We start from the raw sequence: 18,784 nt of genomic DNA on the forward strand, positions 1-18,784 counted from the left end.
TTGAGCGAGGCGTTTGTTTCTTTAAAATCCTTGTTCTGTTCCGTGCACTGGCTCATTCGAATCAACTTGCTTGTCTCGAATCGAATCGTAGAACGTCGCGTACGTCGTCGAGAAGTAAGGTCCGATGAAGAAGAACCCGATCCCGAGCGTCAAGATCCCGACGAGGAACCAACCAAAGAAAGACAAGACGAGCATGAAGGCTTCCATCTTGTGCCCATCCATGAGACGACGTGATTCTGTGATCGACTCGAGTGCGGAAAGTTCAGGCTGATCGCGCAAAATGTACGGCGTAAGTGAATATGAGAATCCTTTGATGATTCCCGGTACGATGAGTAACAACGTCCATAACACGAGGAATACCCCCATCACAAACGAGGTGATGACATGTTTGAAGTAACGTGTCTGGAACGGCTTGAACAGCGTTGAGAGCGAGGCTCCTTTCTCACGTGATACGTTGAGAGCAAGCCACGACCAACCGATCGCAAGTGGGGCAATTAAAATTTGCAGAACGTTCGATACAAAGCTCAAAGTGACTTCTGTCGATGTGAACGGTTCTGGCGAGTTGACGTCCATTTCAGGCGCAAACCATTGCGGAATCCCGTTAATGATGAGGAACAAGAGTGCCAATCCGGCCATCAACCACCATTTTCCTTTCAAGGCGTGTCGTGCATGTTGTTTCCATTCAGATCTCATAGTAACCCATCCTTTTTCGTAGTCTTTCTATTAGTGTACGTGAAAAGGTGACCATACGTTTCAAAAAAACATAAAAAAAGGGAAAGGAATTTTTCCTTTCCGCTTAGCGAATCATCACATTGCCTAAAAAGAACTGAGACATGGACAAGATCAACAACAGCACCCCGAGTGATAACACAAGGTGAGATGTGACTTTGAAGACACGGCCTCGCAAGAACGAATGGCCATATTCAAAGCGACGGATGATCAACACATGAACGAGTTCAAATAGAATGACTGCCGCCGTAAAATAAAAGGTCATCATGATATGGAAACCAAAAAAGAACATGGCCAATATCCCGAGTCCGAAGTTATGAATTCGATTATGGACGTCATCCCGATCCCCGACGGTCGTTTGTACATGTTGCATCCAAATCACCTCACTATCAAAACCAAAAAACGACGAAACTATCCTTAATGACAATTTATCACATTTTTCCAACCTCAAAACCGGAAGTCACGACTTTTTACCTAAACGAAATATTTGGAAATCAAATGTAATAAAAAAAGTGCTGACGGCTCAGCACTTCACACGTTTGATTCATCGGTCTTGTTAAACTTACGCTTCAACTTCAGTTTTTGCTTCGTTCCCCCAAAGACGGGTCCACTCTCTTCTTCGTTGATTTCCGTTTCTTTTTTCAAAACGAAATAAGGACATCCAAAGTTGCAATATTCGTATACGTAGTCCATCACGTGATCAATTCGGTTCTCATAGGTCGCCAATTTAGATTGCGGTTCATAGAATCCCTTCAATCGCAACTGACCATGCCCCCAATCACCGACGATGTAATCGTACTTATCTAGCACGTCACTATACCGTGCGATAAACGCCTCTTCATCGAACCCGTCCCGTTTTTCTTCCAAGACGGTATATCCGTGGCGATTCACTCGAATCATCGCTCCCACCTCCACTCTGTTATCATAGCATGCCCTCATCGATGCACTCTATCCTTTTCGAATCACTTCATGACGGGCGACGATTGTTTCTCGTAATACATCTCGCAGAAGTTCGGGCATGAAATATCGCTTCGGTTGGTCTGCCAAATAAGGAAGAAGCGGACCGAATGTCAACATATCGACCGTTGCGACACGATATGTCCGATTTAAATCCAATCGTTCCCCCATCACATAAGTCTGACCGTCACGTTGTTCGATTTGATAGAGACTCGGTTCTCCGAGAACGGTCCCTCTGAACCCGAGACCTCTGACATGCATATTCGTGAACGTTTCTTCATTAGTATCGTGAAGGAAACGCGACAACGTTTCACCGTCCAATGTCAGCACACAAGGGTTGATTGGATGCGGACAGATCCGATGCAACATGTTGAGCGTCACCCCACCCGGTGCAAGGCCTTCTAGCACAACCCCAGATGGAATAATCCCAACATCCGCCGCACACCATTCGACCATCCCTTCGACGAGTAGGTCACCAAGTGGAGAAGGTCCGAACCAATCGGAGGCGTATCCATCCGTCTCTGCAATCGTGACATCAAGAAGGCGTTCGGCATCTGCCCCTTCTGTGTGCAACAACGCCAACGTGTCTGGACTATCCGATTGCTGAGACAGTTCGTGAAGGCGCGCTTCTTTCGATACGATTCCTGACTCGCCAAGCGTCAGTGTGACTTCACCGACGTACTTCCCATATTTTCCGGCCTGTGCAATCAACACACCGTTCGTCATCACACCTTCATCTAAAACATGATGTGTATGCGCACCGAGAATGACATCGATTTCAGGAAACTTTTCAGCTAATCGCTCATCTCCAAAGAATCCAAGGTGACTGAGCGCGATGATGACATCACAATGCGCCAACTGTTTCAGCGCTCGCTCCGCCGCCTCGTAAGGCGATTCAATCTGCCAGCCGAGCTCTGGGTATAACTCTTCATATGGAGCGGTCACACCAAACAGACCGATCTGGAAACCATCTTTCTCAAGAACGAGCGTCTCATCGACCCAATTCGGTCGTGACCCGTCTGCTTCATATACATTCCCAAGTAAGATGGGAAATGTTGCTTCGTCATACAGTTCGGCTAGCCAATCATGAGGAAAAGTGATTCCTTCGTTGTTTCCGATGGTGACCGCTGTCGGACGGAGTTGCTCGAGCAAACGAACATTCAACTTTCCACGTGTCACTTCGGTCGCCGGGTGGGTGCGGTCGGCATGATCTCCTAAATCAAAGTACAGCGTGTCGTCAGTCCGATGTTCTTCTAGAAATGAAACAAGTTTCGGCCATTGGTCGAACTTTGAATGAAGATCGTTGTAATGAAAAATAGACAGTGTCGTCATGGCCATCCCTTCCTTCTAAAACAAACTGATTTGTCTCGGCGCGAGTTCATATTCAAGGCCAAGAATCTCAATGAGTCGCTTCGCATTCGGTGCTGCATCCCCAGCCGAGTTGTTGTTAAAGTATACATACACGTCTTTCGCATCACGGTCAATCTCACGAAGTGAGGTCGCCAATTCTTGCAATTCTTCCTCGCTATACCGGTACAGACAGCGAACATGCCGCCATTCTTGACTCGTCATTCCAGGTTTTTTGAGCCACCCTGACGTATTGCGTCCATGCAATCGAACGACCGCAACATCAGGATGTGTCACGACCGGTACGAACGGGATGCTGCTCTCTTTCGTTTGCGGTTCATCGCAAATCGTGTTGATGAACCGCTGCTCCTTCAAAAATTGAAGCGTCCGGTCCCGGAACGCTTCTGAGAACCAGGTCGGATTGCGGAACTCGATGGCAATCTCGTAATCTGACAGCTCGGCACGAAGCGTTCTCAAATAATCCAGGTGTGGCTTTGACACATCGAACCACGGCGGCAATTGAACGAGCACAGCCCGTAATTTCCCCGCTCGTTTTAACGGATCGACCGAGACGCGATAACGCTCAAACAGTTCAATCAAAGGCGTTTTCGGCTCACGATCATGTCCGCTCATTTCCCTGGAAACTTTCACAACGAATTGAAAATGATCCGGTGTTTCCCCATCCCATTTTTCGAAATTTTTCACAGGTTGAATCGCATAGAAGGTCGAGTCGACTTCAACAGTCGGGAAATGTCCCGCATATGTCGACAATTTATGTTTTCGTTCTTCTGGGTTCGTATACAGCAAATCGTGGTCACCCCATCCGGTCACACCTACATAGATCATAGCGTCCTCCTTTACGATTCTGAAATGGCGGCCGCTTTCCGTTTCGACCAGTTCCATGTGCCCATGTATGTGACGAGCAATAGGACGAGTCCCATCATGAACGGATAGCGCATATCAATATCAAAGGCGATTCCCGCCAATGTCGGCCCTAAAATATTCCCAATACTCATATAAGCGTTGTTCATCCCCATGGCAAGACCTTGCTCGTTTCCTGCAAGTTTCGACACGAGCGTGTTCAACACCGGTCGTAAAATAGATGTCGATAAGAAAATCACGAGTGTCACTGCGAAGAAGAGCATATACGTACCAGCGAACAAAGATAACAAGAAGCCAAATGAGGCGAGCGCGATGAAAGCAAGTACGACCTTGGTCTCACCCAACCATTCGACGAGACGGTCCACCGCAAACAATTGAACGATGACACTCACAATCCCCGTTCCGGTTACCATGATGGCAATCTCTTGTGGTGTCGCACTGAACATCTCACTGACATAGAGCCCAAGTACCGATTCATACGCCATCAGACCAAACGCCATGACGAGGTTGATGACCAATACGAAGAAGTACGGTTTTCGCGTCGACATGACCAGCTGCGTCGGTAAAGACTCTTTAATCTTAGGCGCCACGTATGGAGCACGGTCAGGCTCCTTAAGAAGAAGCACAGACGAAATGACAGCGATAAACGATACAATCGCTGAAACAAGCAACGGTGTCTTCAAGCCGAATTCAGCGAAAAAGCCACCAATCCCTGGTCCCACTACAATTCCAAGCGACATTGCCGCGGAAATATAACTGTTTCCTCGAGCTCGTTGCTCGAGTGTCGTGATATCTGCCACATAAGCGAAGATGGCAGGAATCAAAAGCGCTGCACCAACACCCCCGATGGCACGAGAGACGAGAAGAATCGTCAAATTATCTGATAGATAGAAGACTCCCATCGAGATGGTGAATCCGATCAGACCGAGGATGATCATGAGTCGGCGGCCGTGGACGTCCGCCCATTTCCCGGCAATCGGTGACATGACGAGCTGGGCACCCGCAAATACGGAAATCATGAGTCCGGCGGCTGTCCCTCCCTCGCCAATCATCTTTAAGTAATCCGGAATAATCGGGATGATGATCCCAAATCCGGCGACGGCGATAAACATGTTCAACATGAGAATCGCCAATTGATTTTTTTGTTTTGTCGTCAACGAATGTCACTCCCTTTTCATCTTTCCATTTTACTGTTTGAGCTCACATCCAGGCAAACAATAAGACAGAAAAAAGCCCATCCTTGACCAAAGGATGGGCGAGACTTATGAGATGCGTGATTGAGCGAGTGATTCTTGTGACGTTCCTTTCGGAAGAAGAAGCGTGATCGCATAGACGATCATCGTCGGAACTGCCCAGGCAAGTCCGATATCCGCCATTGGTAAGTTTCCAATCCAAGAAGTAACCGCAGAAGGCTGGATGCCGTTCCACGTTTCAAAGAACGAGAGAACGAGCGCCGTATAAATCGTCGCTTTCATCGCCACACCAGGGTTTCGTTGAAGACGTTCCGTCACCGATACGAGCACGAGTGCGATCATGACCGGATAGAGGAGCGTGAGAAGCGGCACGGCGATTTGAATCAACGAACTCAAACCAACGAGTGAGATCATGAATCCAAACAACGTTGTCGAGATGACGACATGATGATATTTGAGAGAATCAAACTGATTGCTGATGAAGCGTGAGAACTCTGAGATGAGGCCAACTGCTGTCGTCAAACAAGCGAGGAAGACCGCTAACCCGAGTGCGAGCATTCCGACTTGTCCATAAGACGTACCTGCGAACGCTTGGAGAAGGCTTGCGCCACTCGTCGTTCCTTCTGCGACTGTCATATTCGCACCGATTGAACCGAGCGAGATATAGACGAGCATCAAACAGGTAACGGCAAGCATACCTGCAGAGCGAAGAAGCGAAGACGCTTCTTTTTGGTCACTCAATCCATTAGCTTTCAACGTGACGAGGACGATTGCCCCAAAGACGAGGGCCCCGAATACATCCATTGTCAAATAGCCTTGTTGGAAACCTTGGCCGAGTGCACCCACCCATGTCTCAAATCCTTCCGCTGGAGCTCCCGGCTCCCCGAGTGGCGAGATGAGGTTTGTGATTCCAATCGCTGCAAGCAAGAACAAGAGGATTGGTGTGATGATACGCCCGATGACTTCAATCAACTTTTGAGCACGAAGCGTCAAGAAGAACGTCAAACCGAAAAAGACGGTCGAACTCATCGCGAGTGTCAAAGTAGAAGGAGCATCGAGAAACGGAACGAGTCCCATTTCATACGTGACAGCAGCCGTACGCGGGATTCCGAAGAATGGTCCGATAGCCACATACATCAATCCTGTCAAGATAAGCGCGAGACGCTTTGGAATATAACGAGCAATTTGGTCTGTCCCGCCGCCGACCCGAGCGACTGCGAACAAAGCAAGAAGCGGTAAACCGACACCCGTAATGACGAACCCGATCATCGCCGGTACGAGGTTTTCCCCCGCCAAGGCGCCGAGCTCAGGTGGGAACAGCAAGTTCCCGGCCCCAAAGAATAAAGCAAAAATCGTAAACGCTAACGGGAACAATGTCGATTTTTTCATACAACTACCTCCATACACTTGATATTCCGAACGACTTAACAAAAAAATAATAACTAAATTTTCTGACAATATATCGCTTGGTCTATTTCATTATACACACTTCCTATCGTTTGACCACCCTATCTCCAAAATTCGAGGTTTAATTTTTTGAAATGTAGATTTCACAAAAAAATCTCCCTTTCACATGTAGGGAGATGTAAGCGGTTAATAGCGTATGTCGAACGAACGAAATTCCTGATTGTTCGCTTCCGTCTCTTCGATTCGTTCGACACCGACAAAGCGATTGCCATCCTTCAACGCCTGCTCGAAGGCGCCGATTTCTTGCTCGGTTCCTTCTGCATGTAGCTCGACTGTCCCGTCACTTAGATTGCGAACCCATCCTTTGATGCCGAATCGTTGCGCGGTCTCCTGTGAAAAATATCGAAACCCCACGCCTTGGACACGTCCAGATACAATCAAACGTTTAGCAACTCTCATTCTATTTTCCTCCTTTATTTTGTCAAAGATGTTTAGAGGTCCTTACTTTAGGAAACAGTATTTAAGTAAAATAATGGAATTGGAGTGGTTGTATGAATGAATTTATTACTCTTGTCACGAACGTTTCCGACTGGCTTTGGGGCGTACCGATTATCTCGTTACTCGTTTTATCCGGTATCTTCCTCACCATCAAGCTCGGTTTCTTTCAGTTTCGTTACCCCATCTACATATTCAAGCAAACATTCGGCAGCATTTTCAAAAAGCCGAAAGGTGAAGGCGACATCAGTCCGAGACAAGCGTTGACGTCAGCCCTCTCTTCAACAGTCGGGGCCGCGAACATCATCGGTGTACCTGCAGCGATTATGTTCGGGGGACCGGGTGCCATCTTCTGGATGTGGGTCATCGCTATCATCGGCATGGCCATCAAGTTCTCAGAGAGCGTACTGGCCGTGCACTATCGTGAGAAGAATGATGCCGGCGAATTTGTCGGGGGACCGGTCTACTACATATCAAAAGGACTTCGTTGGAAGTGGCTCGCGACGTGGTTCGCCTTCGCTCTCATGATCGAACTCATTCCGAGTATCATGGTACAAGGAAACGCTGTCAGCTCGGCAGTCCGTGAGACGTTCAATGGGAACACGCTCATCACGGGGATTGTCGTCGCTATTCTTGTGGGCATCATCGTCTTTGGCGGACTGAAGCGCATCGCGAAAGTCACCGAGATCGTCGTCCCTGGCATGGCACTCGTCTATGTCGGAGCCGGACTCGTCATCGTCTTGATGAACTTCTCTGAGATTCCAAACGTTCTCAGTCTCATCTTCTCTTATGCATTCGAGCCGATGGCCGCGTTCGGTGGGTTTGCCGGTGCCGCCGTTGCTGAGACGATTCGTTGGGGCTTCGCCCGTGGACTCTATTCAAATGAAGCCGGTCTTGGAACGGCACCGATTGCCCACGCCGCGGCACAGACGGACCATCCGGTGCGCCAAGGGTTCTGGGCCGTCATCGGGATCGTCATCGATACGCTCATCATTTGTAGCACGACCGCATTCGTCGTCTTGTCTTCAGGTGTCTGGACGGCAGACGGAGCGATGGATGACCCAGCAGCGTTGACGACGATTGCTTTCAATGAATACTTCGGTTACACGGGAAGCTTACTCGTCACCATCTCGCTCATCTTCTTCGTCCTCTCGACCATTATCGTCATCATCTTTTACGGCTCGCGACAAGCCGAGTACTTATTCGGTTTGACGGCAGGAAAAATCATGAAGGCCGTTTATATCGTCTCGATTGTCATCGGTTCGATTGGAGGCGCTCAGATGATTTGGAACTTCCTAGACTTGATGCTAGCGATGATCCTCATCCCGAATATGATTGCCGTCTTGCTTCTAAGTGGTGAAGTGAAACGATTGACAACCGAGTTCTTCACATCCGAGAAGTATTACAAGAAAGATATCGCCGAAGAAGAGGCGTCTTAAGCAACAATCCGACTGCCTAAGCAGTCGGATCTTTTTTAGGATGCGGGTTCGACTTTCTCAATCCCTGCTTTGATAGTTTGTACCGAGGCGTCAAACTTCTGTTGTTCTTCGTTCGTCAATTCAATCTCGATGATCTTACGAATGCCACTTCGGTCAATCAAGGCCGGTACGCCAATATGCACGTCACTCGCCCCGTACTCGCCGTCTAGGTGAGCGCCAATCGTCACGACGGAGTTTTCATTTCGGACGATGGCCCGGATGATGCGAAGCAAGCCTACCCCAATCGCATAATAGGCGGCGTTCTTATGCTCGATGATCTGGTAAGCAGCGTCGCGTACGTCCGCATAGATCGCTTCTAAGTCTTCGAACTGATATTTCTCGTTCTCCGCCAATAGTTCATCGATACTCTTCCCATAGATGCGTGCGTTGTTCCATGCGACAAAGCCCGTATCCCCATGTTCACCCATATAGTAGGCGTGGCAGTTTCGTGGCGATAGTTCGAAATAGTCTCCAAGTTTGTAACGGAGTCGTGCTGTATCGAGGACCGTCCCTGAACCGATGACGCGTTCTTTTGGTAAACCCGATGCTTTCCAGGCGACGTGTGCCATCACATCGACCGGGTTCGTCGCGACGACTAAAATGCCGTCGAACCCGCTCTTCATCAAGTCTTCGGTCACGGTGCGGACGACCTTGGCGTTTTGCTCGACGAGGTCCATCCGTGTCTGCCCAAGTTTTTGTGCGGCTCCTGCCGTGATGACGACGATATCTGCGTCTTTACAATCCGAGTAGTCCCCTGCCCAAATCCGGACCGGTGTCGGGGCGAATGAGATCCCATGATTGAGGTCCATCGCCTCTCCTTCTGCCTTGGCATGATTCGAGTCGATTAAGACGAGCTCCTCGCAAAGCGCAGCCGTGGATAATTGATAGGCGAAACTGACGCCGACCCAACCTGCACCGATGACGGCGATGCGAGTGATGTCTTTCGGGTCAATCTCATCTTTATGCGGAATACGTGACATGTGTATCCATCCTTTCTATGATTCTTTCTCTTTTTTAGCATACCCTACATATGGCATCGACATAACAAAAAAAACGGACCCCTTTTTACAGGAAATCCGTCATTCAAGCAATTATCCAATCGAACCTTCCATCTCGAACTTGATGAGACGGTTCATTTCGACCGCATATTCCATTGGTAATTCTTTTGTGAATGGCTCGATGAAGCCCATTACGATCATTTCTGTCGCTTCTTCTTCCGAGATTCCACGGCTCATGAGGTAGAAGAGTTGCTCTTCTGACACTTTTGAGACTTTCGCTTCGTGCTCGAGCGACACTTGGTCGTTCAAGATTTCATTGTACGGGATCGTATCTGAAGTCGACTCGTTGTCCATGATGAGCGTGTCACACTCGATGTTCGAGCGTGCGCCCTTCGCCTTACGGCCGAAGTGGACGATTCCACGGTACGATACTTTTCCGCCTTGTTTCGAAATCGATTTTGAGACGATAGACGACGACGTGTTTGGTGCGAGGTGAATCATTTTCGCGCCAGCGTCTTGGTGCTGTCCTTTACCAGCGAGGGCGATTGAGAGTGTCATCCCACGTGCGCCTTCCCCTTTCAAGATGACAGCTGGGTATTTCATTGTGAGTTTCGATCCGATGTTTCCATCGATCCACTCCATCGATCCACCCGCTTCACAGACTGCACGTTTCGTTACCAAGTTGTAGACGTTGTTCGCCCAGTTTTGGATCGTCGTGTAACGGCAATATGCATCTTTGTTGACGAAGATCTCAACAACCGCTGAGTGAAGCGAGTTCGTTGTGTAAACCGGTGCCGTACATCCTTCGACGTAATGAACCGATGCGCCTTCGTCGACGATGATGAGCGTACGCTCGAATTGACCCATGTTTTCCGAGTTGATGCGGAAGTAGGCTTGGAGCGGTTGCTCAAGTTTTACGCCTTTTGGTACATAGATGAACGAGCCACCCGACCAAACAGCTGAGTTGAGGGCCGCAAACTTGTTGTCCGTCGGCGGAATCAACTTCCCGAAGTACTCTTTGAAGATCTCTTCGTCTTCTTTGAGGGCTGTGTCTGTATCTTTGAAGATGACACCTTTTTCTTCGAAGTCTTCTTGCATGCTATGGTAGACAACCTCAGACTCATACTGAGCCGAGACACCTGCCAAGTATTTTTGCTCTGCTTCTGGGATACCGAGCTTGTCAAACGTACGTTTGATTTCTTCTGGTACCTCATCCCATGAGCGTTCTGTCTTTTCAGATGGTTTGACATAGTACGTGATTTCGTCGAAATCAAGTGCCGAGAGGTCTCCGCCCCATGTCGGCATCGCCATCTTGTTGAAGTGATCCAACGACTTCAAACGGAAGTCGAGCATCCATTGTGGCTCTTCTTTCATGCGCGAGATCGTCTCTACGATTTCTGTCGTCAAGCCACGGCCTGAACGGAAAATCGAAACGTCCCGATCATGGAAGCCGTATTTATAATCGCCAATTTCCGGCATGTTCTTTGCCATATCGGTCTCCTCCTTCTCCTTACGCGTCCTCGTCTACTCCTTTTTCAAGCGCCTTCCACGCGAGCGTGGCACACTTGATTCGAGCCGGGAATTTCGATACGCCTGAGAGCGCCTCGATATCACCGAGGTCAAACGTATCCGTGTCGTACTCTTTTCCTTGAACCATTTCAGAGAAGATGTTGGCGAGTTGAAGCGCCTCTTCTACTGTTTTTCCTTTGACGATTTGGGTCATCATCGATGCCGAGGCGAGACTGATTGAGCAGCCTTCCCCTTCAAACTTCGCATCTTTGACGATGTCGTCTTCGACCTGTAGTTGAAGACGAAGCGAATCCCCACACGTCGGGTTGTTCAAGTCCACCGTCACGCCATCTTCGATGACGCCACGGTTTCTTGGGTTTTTATAGTGATCCATGATGACCTGGCGGTACAACATGTCGAGATTATTAAAACTCATAATTGAAATACTCCTTCGTTTGACGTAATCCCTCGATGAAGCGGTCGACTTCTTCTTTTGTGTTATACAAATAGAAGCTCGCCCGTGCCGTCGATGATTGCTTCAAAAGACGCATGAGTGGTTGTGCACAGTGATGACCGGCACGAACCGCGATACCTTGCATATCGAGCACAGTCGCGAGGTCGTGCGCATGAACGTCCTTCAAGTTGAACGTGACGAGACCGACGCGATCTTCAGGACCGTAAATCTCGATCCCTTCAATCGTTTTCATCTGCTCGATTGCGTAAGACGCGAGTTCACGTTCGTGTGCTTCGACGTTTTCAAGACCGATTTCTTCTAAGAAATCGATGGCTGCCGCAAGTCCGACCGCTCCGGCGATAATCGGTGTTCCCGCTTCGAAACGGTACGGGATGTCTTTCCACGTCGATTCATATAAATCGACATAGTCAATCATCTCGCCACCGAACTCGACCGGCTCCATGTTCTTGAGGAGTTGCTTCTTCCCATATAAGACACCGATCCCAGTCGGTCCGAGCATCTTATGTCCAGAAAAGGCGAGGAAGTCACAGTCGAGTGCTTGGACGTCAAGTTTTCGGTGCGGTGCACTTTGCGCGGCATCGACGACCATGACGGCACCCAACTCATGCGCGAGTCGAGCGACTTCGGCAATCGGGTTAATCGTCCCGAGTACGTTCGAGACGTGACTCATCGCGACGATTTTCGTCCGGTCTGATAACACCGCTTGAACCGCATCGAGTGTGACACGTCCGTCCGGCGTGAGCTCGACGTAACGAAGTGTCGCGCCTTTTCGCTTGGCGAGTTGTTGCCATGGGATTAAGTTCGCATGATGTTCCATCGGAGTGAGGACGATCTCGTCGCCTTCACCGACATTCGCATCTCCGTAGCTCGATGCGACCAAGTTGATGGCCGTCGTCGTTCCACGAGTGAAAATGATTTCTTCAGGAACCGCCGCATGGATGAATGAGCGGACGCGTTCACGTGCTCCTTCATACGCATCCGTCGCTTGCGTCCCGAGCGTATGGACGCCACGATGCACGTTCGAATGGTTGCGACGATAATAGTCCTCGATCGCCTCGATGACAGCGAGCGGCTTTTGTGAGCTCGCCGCGCTATCAAGATAAACGAGCGGGTGTCCATTGATTTCCTGATCTAAAATCGGAAACTGTTCACGAATCGAGGCGTTCAACATCTTAACGTACTTTCCCTTCGATGACTTCGCGGAGACGGTCTTTGACCGAATCGATTGCGAGTTCTTCGACGACAGGCGTCAAGAATCCGTGGATGATTAAACGCTCTGCCTCTTGGCGAGACAAACCACGGCTCATCAAGTAGTACAATTGAACATCATCGACACGACCGACAGATGCTGCGTGACCTGCCATAACGTCATCTTCATCGATAAGAAGAATCGGGTTGGCATCCCCACGTGCTTTTTCAGAGAGCATCAAGACGCGCTCTGTTTGTACACCGTTCGATTTTGACGCACCGTGGTGAATCATCGATGTCCCGCTGAAGATTGCAGTGGCTGCGTCTTTTTGGACACCGTGAATCAAGATGAACCCTTCAGATGCTTTCCCGAAGTGGTCGGTACGGATGTTGAAGTTTTGTTTCTGTGCACCGCGACCGATTGTCACAGCTTTTGTATCTGAATACGTGTTGTCGCCGACGAGGTGAGTCTTCGTCTCGACGACTGAGTTCCCGTCGTTCATGTGACCGAGCGCCCAATCGAGGCGACCGTTCGCATAGACGACACCGCGACGGTTCATGAACGTAAGTGCTGATTCAGCGAGCTGATCGACACCACCGAAGACGACTTTCGCGTTCTCTCCAGCGAATACTTCCGTCACGACGTTGACCGTGTGTGGTTCATTCGTGCCAGAAAGGAAGTTTTCGATGTATGTCACTTCACTGCCTTCGTCTGCGACGAGGATCGTGTGGTGATAGAGGGCACCGTTCGCCTGTTCCATCGTGAAGATGGCTTGAAGCGGATCTTTCAATTGCGTGTTTTTCGGTACGTAGATGAATGCACCACCGTTTGTGAGGGCAGCATTCAACGCCGAAAGACGTTCTTCATCGACACGTACGCCTTCAGTCATGAAGTATTTCTCAACGAGCTCAGGATGTTGCTCCATCGCTTCTTTGATTCCCATGAACAAGACGCCTTCAGGCATCGACAATTCGTTATAGACGACATGACCGTTGCGTTCAACGAGCACGTTTGTCCGGTGGTCTCCGAGGAGTGATTCGATGTCCGCTGTCAAGCCGTCTTTTTGTTCGAGCTCGACATCTCCCGCTGTGAAGTCCCACTTATCAATCTTAATTTTTTCAACTTTTGGCAAAGCAAGTGTCGGCGCAAGTTCTGCTGCCTCTTTACGACGGTTGACCATCCATGCTGGTCCGCCGAGCGCTTCTGCACGTGCCGACAACGCTTGTGCATCCAATTCAAATTGTACGGTCATCGTACAGCCTCCTTACGCTTCTGTGTCTACTGTCATTCCGAGTTCTTGCTTCACCCAGTCGTAACCTTCTGCCTCGAGTCGCTGTGCGAGCTCTTTACCACCAGACATGACGATTTTCCCGTCCATCATGATGTGTACGAAGTCTGGCTCAATATAGTTGAGGAGACGTTGGTAGTGCGTGATGATCAAGCAGCCGAACTCTTCTGAACGCATTTCGTTTACGCCTTTGGCAACGACTTTAAGGGCATCGATATCAAGACCTGAGTCGATTTCATCCAAGATGGCGATGTTCGGTTGAATCATCATCATTTGAAGAATTTCGTTACGTTTCTTCTCACCGCCTGAGAATCCTTCGTTTAAATAACGGTGTGCCATTTCTGAAGGGATTTCGAGAAGCTCCATCTTCGCATCGAGTTCACGAATGAACTTCATGAGCGAGATTTCTTGACCTTCTTCACGACGTGAGTTGATTGCCGAACGCAAGAAGTCCGCGTTTGTGACACCACTGATTTCAGCCGGGTACTGCATCGCAAGGAACATCCCTGCTTGTGCGCGCTCGTCGACTTCCATCTCGAGAACATCTTCGCCGTTTAATTCGACGCTTCCCCCAGTGACCTCATAAAGTGGATGACCCATGAGTGCTGATGCGAGTGTTGATTTACCAGTCCCGTTAGGACCCATGATGGCATGAATTTCGCCACCTTTAATTTCTAGGTTAAGACCTTTGACAATCTCTTTTCCTTCGATTGAGACGCGGAGGTCATCAATTTTCATTTGTGGTACGTTAGACATTCGGATACCCCTTCCGTATTTTCTCGCCATAGTGAATGGCGTAGATTAGATATATTCTAATCTTAGACTAGTCATTTTTTTATTTCAAGCGACTCACCTTAGAATTCATTCTCAATAGAATGATAAAAGTTGAGAATGCTAATAGTAGGAAATCAAGACATTATCCGGCATTTTCTTCGACGAGTGCGAGGACTGCTTTCCGCTCTCGTACGGCAGCCGCGAAGAAGAAGGCACCACACCCCGTCAAGAGTGCCAAACTTCCGAATACAGGAAGCGACGACTGACCGAACGTATCCAGTAACACGCCACCGATAATCGGTCCGACCGTCTGACCGAGTGATGTCAATCCCATTGCCCCGAAATACGTCCCCCGTAAATGTTCCGGCGCGAGTTCATCCGTCAAGACGTCCGTCATGGTGAACATCAACACCTCACCGACGGTAAAGATGGCCATCGCGACAAATAGTACCCACTCTACCGTCGCAAATCCAATAAGCAAAAGTCCGAATGACAAGGTCGAAATCCCGAAGAAGAGTGACTTGATCGGAGAGACAAGAATCCCGAAACGCATAATCGGATATTGGACGATGAGAACCGTGATGGCGTTCGTCGTTAATAAGTAGGCGAATAATCTCGAGCCTTCTTCTAGTCCATCGCGTAGCGCGATGAATTGCGGGAGCGTCGAATTGAACTGGCTATAACCGATAATCGCGAAGATCATCCCGATGATGACCGCCCGAAACGTTCGGTCATCTCTCAGGACACGAAACGTCTCCGTCAAGCGCGGGCGTGCCTTGATTCCGTCCCCTTCTTCAAACGGATATTTGTAAAACAAGATAGATATAATGATCCCGTATAATATGTAGACAGCCGTCACGACGAAGAATGCAGTCTTCACACCAGTGAGTGACAAGACGACCGCCAAGAGTGGTCCGATGGCCGCGGCGATATTGATCATGAAGTAACGGACATTATAGACGATGACCCGCTGATCTGCCTGCGTCGTATCACTGATGAGTGCACGCGAAGCCGGTTCTAGGAATGATCGCGACATCCCCATCAACATCGATAGCATGTAAAACCAAAACAGTTCCGTCGCAAGTGCGAGACCAGCGAACGTGACGGCATTGAGCACGATCCCGATCAACATGAGCTGTTTTCGTCCATACCGATCAGAGAGTGTCCCCCCAAAGAAGCTCATGAACAGACCTGAAAGTGCCGTCACGGCAAAGATCGTTCCGATCACACTCGCTGAAAAGCCGAGCGTAGCTAGATAGATCGCAAAAAATGGCATGACAAAAAACGTCGCCAGTCGTGCAAAAAACGTCCCGAACAGGACGCCCCACGTCAGTGGATGAATCTGTCTGAGCTTCATCCAAATCCCCCCTTTTCTTTCATATATGTAGTGTACTTCTCTTTATGAAAGAACACTAGACAAAAAAAGACCCAGGAGGAAGTCTCCTGAGTCGAAATGACTTATTGTTTGACCGGTACGACCGCACCTTTGTATTCGTCCAAGATCCACTGTTGTGTCTCTTCAGACGTCAATACTTCGAGGAGTGCCTTGACGCGCTCGTCTTCTTCGTCCCCTTCACGCGTGACGATCAAGTTGACGTATGGTGAATCTTCCCCTTCGAGTGCAATCGCATCTTCGAGTGGGTTGAGACCTGCATCGATCGCATAGTTCGTGTTGATGAGGACCGCATCACCTTCTCCATTGTTGTAAGCCGTTGGAAGAAGTGCTGCTTCCACGTCCGTCTTGAATTTCAAGTCTTTCGGGTTGTCGACGATGTCAGCGACTGTCGCATCGACCGTTTTGCCTTCCGCAAGCGTGATGAGACCTTCTGACTGGAGCATCGTAAGGATTCGTCCATGGTCAGCGACCGATGAGCTCATGATGATTTCCGCTCCTTCAGGAAGCTCGTCAAGCGATTTGTATTTTTGTGAGTAGACACCGATCGGCTCGATGTGCACGCCACCTGCTGATGCGAATTTGTAGTCTTTGTTCTCAGCCATTTGTGACTCGAGGTATGGCTCGTGTTGGAAGTAGTTCGCATCGAGCTCCCCGCTCGCGAGCGTCTTGTTCGGAAGCACGTAGTCTTGGAACTTCTTGATTTCGAGTTTGTAACCTTTTGCTTCATATTCTTCTTGTACGTGCTCTAAAATCTCAGCGTGCGGTACGTTTGACGCACCGACGATCAATGTTTTCTCATCGCCAGAACCTGTTTCTGCCTCTTCCCCGCCGCAAGCCGCGAGAACCGTGAATGCTGATAATGCTGTCAATCCGAGTACTGTTTTCCAAGTTTTCATAATGAATCCCTCCAAATGGTATATGTGTGATTATGCTGAACGTTTATCTATCTTTGTGACGAGTCGGTCACCGATGAATTGGATGACGAACACGATGATCAAGATGAGCACCGTCGCCACGAACGTGACGTCGTTTTGTGAGCGTTGGAATCCTTCCAAGAAGGCTAAGTTCCCGAGTCCGCCACCCCCGACGACCCCCGCCATCGCCGTGTAACCGACGATTGCTACGATGGTCACCGTGAGTCCCGATACGATTGCCGGAAGAGCTTCTGGAATCAAGACTTTGTAGATGATTTGCCATTTTGTCGCTCCCATCGATTCGGCCGCTTCAATGACCCCACGGTCGACTTCACGAAGCGCAAGTTCGACCATCCGAGCATAGAACGGTGCCGCTCCGATGATGAGTGCCGGAAGCGCCGCCGTCGAACCGAGCATCGTACCGAGTAGGAACAACGTGAACGGGATGAGTAAGATAATTAAGATGATGAACGGGATCGAACGAAACACGTTGACGATCGCGCTGACGAAGACGTAAATCGGACGATTCTTCAATAAAAGCGACTCGTTTGTAATATAGAGAATCAAGCCTAAAGCCAGTCCGATCACAAACGTCGCCACACCTGCGACGAGCGTCATGTATAACGTCTCCCAAGTCTGCTCCATCATAATTTGCCAATCTACGTTAGGAAACATCGCTTTCCACCTCCACTTCTACGGATTGCGAACGAATCGACGCGATGGCACGATCGATTTCACTTGCTTCCCCAATCAGTTGGATGAATAGCGTACCGAGCGCACCGACTTGTGACTGGGTCACGTTCCCGCCGATGATATTGAATCCGATGTCATGCGTCTTGAGGACGTCAGATAAAATCGGTTGTTCTGCCGTCTCGTTCAAGAATTTCAATTTGACGATTTGACCGCTCGGATACCGTTCTTTAAGGTGTTCGAACGTGAGCGATAGATCGTCGACCGCCCCGATTTGCTTGACGAATTCTTTCGTGATCGGTTGCTCCGGATGTTGGAACACGTCCGAGACTTGACCGGTCTCAACGACTTTGCCGGCCTCCATCACGGCGACACGGTGACAAATCTTTTGGATGACATGCATCTCATGCGTGATGAGGACGATCGTCAATCCGAGCTTCTTATTGATACTGACGAGCAGTTCGAGAATCGAATCCGTCGTCTTCGGGTCGAGCGCGCTTGTCGCTTCGTCACAGAGGAGAACCTCAGGATTTGTAGCGAGCGCGCGGGCGATCCCGACTCGCTGTTTTTGACCGCCCGACAGTTGCGATGGATAGCTGTCCTCACGACCAGCCAAACCTACGAGCTCGACGAGTTCTTGGACGCGTCGTTTCCGCTCACTTGCCGGTACCCCGATCAGTTCGAGTGGGAAGCTGATGTTTTCTGCGACCGTGCGCGACCACAAAAGATTAAAGTGCTGGAAGACCATCGAGACGTTCTTGCGAACCCCTCGTAGTTCTTTCGGGCTGAGCTTCGTGAGCTCACTCCCAGCGACCTCGATTTCACCGCTTGACGGTGACTCGAGACGGTTGAGTAATCGGATGAGCGTCGATTTCCCCGCTCCCGAATATCCGATTATTCCAAAAATTTCACCGCGATCAATTGTTAATGACACATCATCGACCGCCTGGACACGACCATTCTTCGTATCGAACCATTTGGCGACGTTTCGTAATTGAATCAATACCTTTCCCTCCTGACAACAAAAAAAGCGCGCACGTTTGAGCAAACGTGCGCACTTTAT

19 protein-coding genes are annotated in these 18,784 nt (G+C 49.5%); 1 reads left to right on the plus strand and 18 read right to left on the minus strand.

What is annotated here, in order from left to right:
- Positions 1 to 21: 21 nt before the first annotated feature.
- The 8 genes from GVY42_RS05870 to GVY42_RS05905 all read right to left on the minus strand — a co-directional run bounded on the left by GVY42_RS05870 (position 22) and on the right by GVY42_RS05905 (position 6,974).
- The gene (locus tag GVY42_RS05870; protein WP_074036376.1) at positions 22 to 693 is read right to left on the minus strand and encodes a DUF975 family protein; all 672 of its coding nucleotides are present in this window, start codon (positions 691 to 693) and stop codon (positions 22 to 24) included.
- Between the two features lie 103 nt (positions 694 to 796).
- The gene (locus GVY42_RS05875) at positions 797 to 1,102 is read right to left on the minus strand and encodes a hypothetical protein (RefSeq protein ID WP_078147262.1); all 306 of its coding nucleotides are present in this window, start codon (positions 1,100 to 1,102) and stop codon (positions 797 to 799) included.
- Between the two features lie 158 nt (positions 1,103 to 1,260).
- Entirely contained in the window at positions 1,261 to 1,629 is a 369-nt protein-coding gene (locus GVY42_RS05880) for a YutD family protein (protein ID WP_047795125.1), read from the minus strand.
- Between the two features lie 48 nt (positions 1,630 to 1,677).
- The gene (locus GVY42_RS05885; RefSeq protein WP_236548931.1) at positions 1,678 to 3,018 is read right to left on the minus strand and encodes a bifunctional UDP-sugar hydrolase/5'-nucleotidase; all 1,341 of its coding nucleotides are present in this window, start codon (positions 3,016 to 3,018) and stop codon (positions 1,678 to 1,680) included.
- A 15-nt stretch (positions 3,019 to 3,033) separates the two neighbouring features.
- Positions 3,034 to 3,879: a DUF72 domain-containing protein gene (locus GVY42_RS05890; RefSeq protein WP_159562594.1), complete on the minus strand. Its 846-nt coding sequence runs from the start codon at positions 3,877 to 3,879 to the stop codon at positions 3,034 to 3,036.
- Positions 3,880 to 3,890: 11 nt separating this feature from the next.
- Complete coding sequence (locus GVY42_RS05895) at positions 3,891 to 5,072, minus strand: MFS transporter (protein WP_159562595.1); 1,182 nt, start codon at positions 5,070 to 5,072, stop codon at positions 3,891 to 3,893.
- A 105-nt stretch (positions 5,073 to 5,177) separates the two neighbouring features.
- Entirely contained in the window at positions 5,178 to 6,497 is a 1,320-nt protein-coding gene (gene brnQ, locus GVY42_RS05900) for a branched-chain amino acid transport system II carrier protein (protein WP_159562596.1), read from the minus strand.
- 204 nt (positions 6,498 to 6,701) lie between these two features.
- On the minus strand, positions 6,702 to 6,974 hold the full coding sequence (locus tag GVY42_RS05905) for an acylphosphatase (RefSeq protein ID WP_159562597.1): 273 nt from the start codon (positions 6,972 to 6,974) through the stop codon (positions 6,702 to 6,704).
- A 92-nt stretch (positions 6,975 to 7,066) separates the two neighbouring features.
- Between GVY42_RS05905 and GVY42_RS05910 the strand changes: the two genes are divergently transcribed.
- The gene (locus tag GVY42_RS05910) at positions 7,067 to 8,449 is read left to right on the plus strand and encodes a sodium:alanine symporter family protein (RefSeq protein ID WP_159562598.1); all 1,383 of its coding nucleotides are present in this window, start codon (positions 7,067 to 7,069) and stop codon (positions 8,447 to 8,449) included.
- Between the two features lie 35 nt (positions 8,450 to 8,484).
- Here the strand turns inward: GVY42_RS05910 and GVY42_RS05915 are convergent, their stop codons facing one another.
- The 10 genes from GVY42_RS05915 to GVY42_RS05960 all read right to left on the minus strand — a co-directional run bounded on the left by GVY42_RS05915 (position 8,485) and on the right by GVY42_RS05960 (position 18,724).
- Positions 8,485 to 9,468 (minus strand): L-lactate dehydrogenase, encoded by a 984-nt coding sequence (locus GVY42_RS05915; protein WP_159562599.1) that lies wholly within the window; start codon positions 9,466 to 9,468, stop codon positions 8,485 to 8,487.
- Positions 9,469 to 9,579: 111 nt separating this feature from the next.
- Positions 9,580 to 10,977, minus strand: a complete 1,398-nt coding sequence (sufB, locus tag GVY42_RS05920; RefSeq protein WP_012726850.1) for a Fe-S cluster assembly protein SufB — start codon at positions 10,975 to 10,977, stop codon at positions 9,580 to 9,582.
- Positions 10,978 to 10,996: 19 nt separating this feature from the next.
- Positions 10,997 to 11,431 (minus strand): Fe-S cluster assembly sulfur transfer protein SufU, encoded by a 435-nt coding sequence (sufU, locus tag GVY42_RS05925; RefSeq protein WP_026825487.1) that lies wholly within the window; start codon positions 11,429 to 11,431, stop codon positions 10,997 to 10,999.
- Positions 11,421 to 12,641 (minus strand): cysteine desulfurase, encoded by a 1,221-nt coding sequence (locus GVY42_RS05930; protein ID WP_159562600.1) that lies wholly within the window; start codon positions 12,639 to 12,641, stop codon positions 11,421 to 11,423. The genes sufU and GVY42_RS05930 overlap by 11 nt, the downstream gene beginning before the upstream one ends.
- Before the next feature lies 1 nt (position 12,642).
- Positions 12,643 to 13,911 carry a Fe-S cluster assembly protein SufD gene (sufD, locus tag GVY42_RS05935; RefSeq protein ID WP_074036358.1) on the minus strand — a complete coding sequence of 423 codons (1,269 nt, stop codon included), beginning with the start codon at positions 13,909 to 13,911 and terminating at the stop codon, positions 12,643 to 12,645.
- A 12-nt stretch (positions 13,912 to 13,923) separates the two neighbouring features.
- The gene (gene sufC, locus GVY42_RS05940; protein ID WP_143180266.1) at positions 13,924 to 14,685 is read right to left on the minus strand and encodes a Fe-S cluster assembly ATPase SufC; all 762 of its coding nucleotides are present in this window, start codon (positions 14,683 to 14,685) and stop codon (positions 13,924 to 13,926) included.
- Between the two features lie 178 nt (positions 14,686 to 14,863).
- The gene (locus GVY42_RS05945; protein WP_159562601.1) at positions 14,864 to 16,078 is read right to left on the minus strand and encodes an MFS transporter; all 1,215 of its coding nucleotides are present in this window, start codon (positions 16,076 to 16,078) and stop codon (positions 14,864 to 14,866) included.
- A 101-nt stretch (positions 16,079 to 16,179) separates the two neighbouring features.
- Positions 16,180 to 17,013, minus strand: coding sequence for a MetQ/NlpA family ABC transporter substrate-binding protein (locus GVY42_RS05950; protein ID WP_159562602.1), 834 nt, complete (start codon positions 17,011 to 17,013; stop codon positions 16,180 to 16,182).
- 30 nt (positions 17,014 to 17,043) lie between these two features.
- Complete coding sequence (locus GVY42_RS05955; protein ID WP_012726857.1) at positions 17,044 to 17,706, minus strand: methionine ABC transporter permease; 663 nt, start codon at positions 17,704 to 17,706, stop codon at positions 17,044 to 17,046.
- Positions 17,696 to 18,724, minus strand: coding sequence for a methionine ABC transporter ATP-binding protein (locus GVY42_RS05960; RefSeq protein WP_147538181.1), 1,029 nt, complete (start codon positions 18,722 to 18,724; stop codon positions 17,696 to 17,698). Before GVY42_RS05960 ends, GVY42_RS05955 begins: the two co-directional genes overlap by 11 nt.
- Between the last annotated feature and the right edge of the window lie 60 nt (positions 18,725 to 18,784).

Source organism: Exiguobacterium sp. 8A, assembly GCF_902506275.1.
In the GTDB taxonomy this organism is placed as follows: domain Bacteria; phylum Bacillota; class Bacilli; order Exiguobacteriales; family Exiguobacteriaceae; genus Exiguobacterium; species Exiguobacterium profundum.

Bases quoted from the DNA above. Each gene is read 5' to 3' on its own strand.
- GVY42_RS05905 (WP_159562597.1), bottom strand. From the start codon at position 6,974: ATGAGAGTTGCTAAACGTTTGATTGTATCTGGACGTGTCCAAGGCGTG.
- GVY42_RS05915 (WP_159562599.1), bottom strand. From the start codon at position 9,468: ATGTCACGTATTCCGCATAAAGATGAGATTGACCCGAAAGACATCACT.
- GVY42_RS05950 (WP_159562602.1), bottom strand. From the start codon at position 17,013: ATGAAAACTTGGAAAACAGTACTCGGATTGACAGCATTATCAGCATTC.
- sufU (WP_026825487.1), bottom strand. From the start codon at position 11,431: ATGAGTTTTAATAATCTCGACATGTTGTACCGCCAGGTCATCATGGAT.
- GVY42_RS05875 (WP_078147262.1), bottom strand. From the start codon at position 1,102: ATGCAACATGTACAAACGACCGTCGGGGATCGGGATGACGTCCATAAT.
- GVY42_RS05885 (WP_236548931.1), bottom strand. From the start codon at position 3,018: ATGACGACACTGTCTATTTTTCATTACAACGATCTTCATTCAAAGTTC.
- GVY42_RS05930 (WP_159562600.1), bottom strand. From the start codon at position 12,641: ATGTTGAACGCCTCGATTCGTGAACAGTTTCCGATTTTAGATCAGGAA.
- sufD (WP_074036358.1), bottom strand. From the start codon at position 13,911: ATGACCGTACAATTTGAATTGGATGCACAAGCGTTGTCGGCACGTGCA.
- sufC (WP_143180266.1), bottom strand. From the start codon at position 14,685: ATGAAAATTGATGACCTCCGCGTCTCAATCGAAGGAAAAGAGATTGTC.
- sufB (WP_012726850.1), bottom strand. From the start codon at position 10,977: ATGGCAAAGAACATGCCGGAAATTGGCGATTATAAATACGGCTTCCAT.
- GVY42_RS05890 (WP_159562594.1), bottom strand. From the start codon at position 3,879: ATGATCTATGTAGGTGTGACCGGATGGGGTGACCACGATTTGCTGTAT.
- GVY42_RS05910 (WP_159562598.1), top strand. From the start codon at position 7,067: ATGAATGAATTTATTACTCTTGTCACGAACGTTTCCGACTGGCTTTGG.
- GVY42_RS05880 (WP_047795125.1), bottom strand. From the start codon at position 1,629: ATGATTCGAGTGAATCGCCACGGATATACCGTCTTGGAAGAAAAACGG.
- brnQ (WP_159562596.1), bottom strand. From the start codon at position 6,497: ATGAAAAAATCGACATTGTTCCCGTTAGCGTTTACGATTTTTGCTTTA.
- GVY42_RS05870 (WP_074036376.1), bottom strand. From the start codon at position 693: ATGAGATCTGAATGGAAACAACATGCACGACACGCCTTGAAAGGAAAA.
- GVY42_RS05945 (WP_159562601.1), bottom strand. From the start codon at position 16,078: ATGAAGCTCAGACAGATTCATCCACTGACGTGGGGCGTCCTGTTCGGG.
- GVY42_RS05955 (WP_012726857.1), bottom strand. From the start codon at position 17,706: ATGTTTCCTAACGTAGATTGGCAAATTATGATGGAGCAGACTTGGGAG.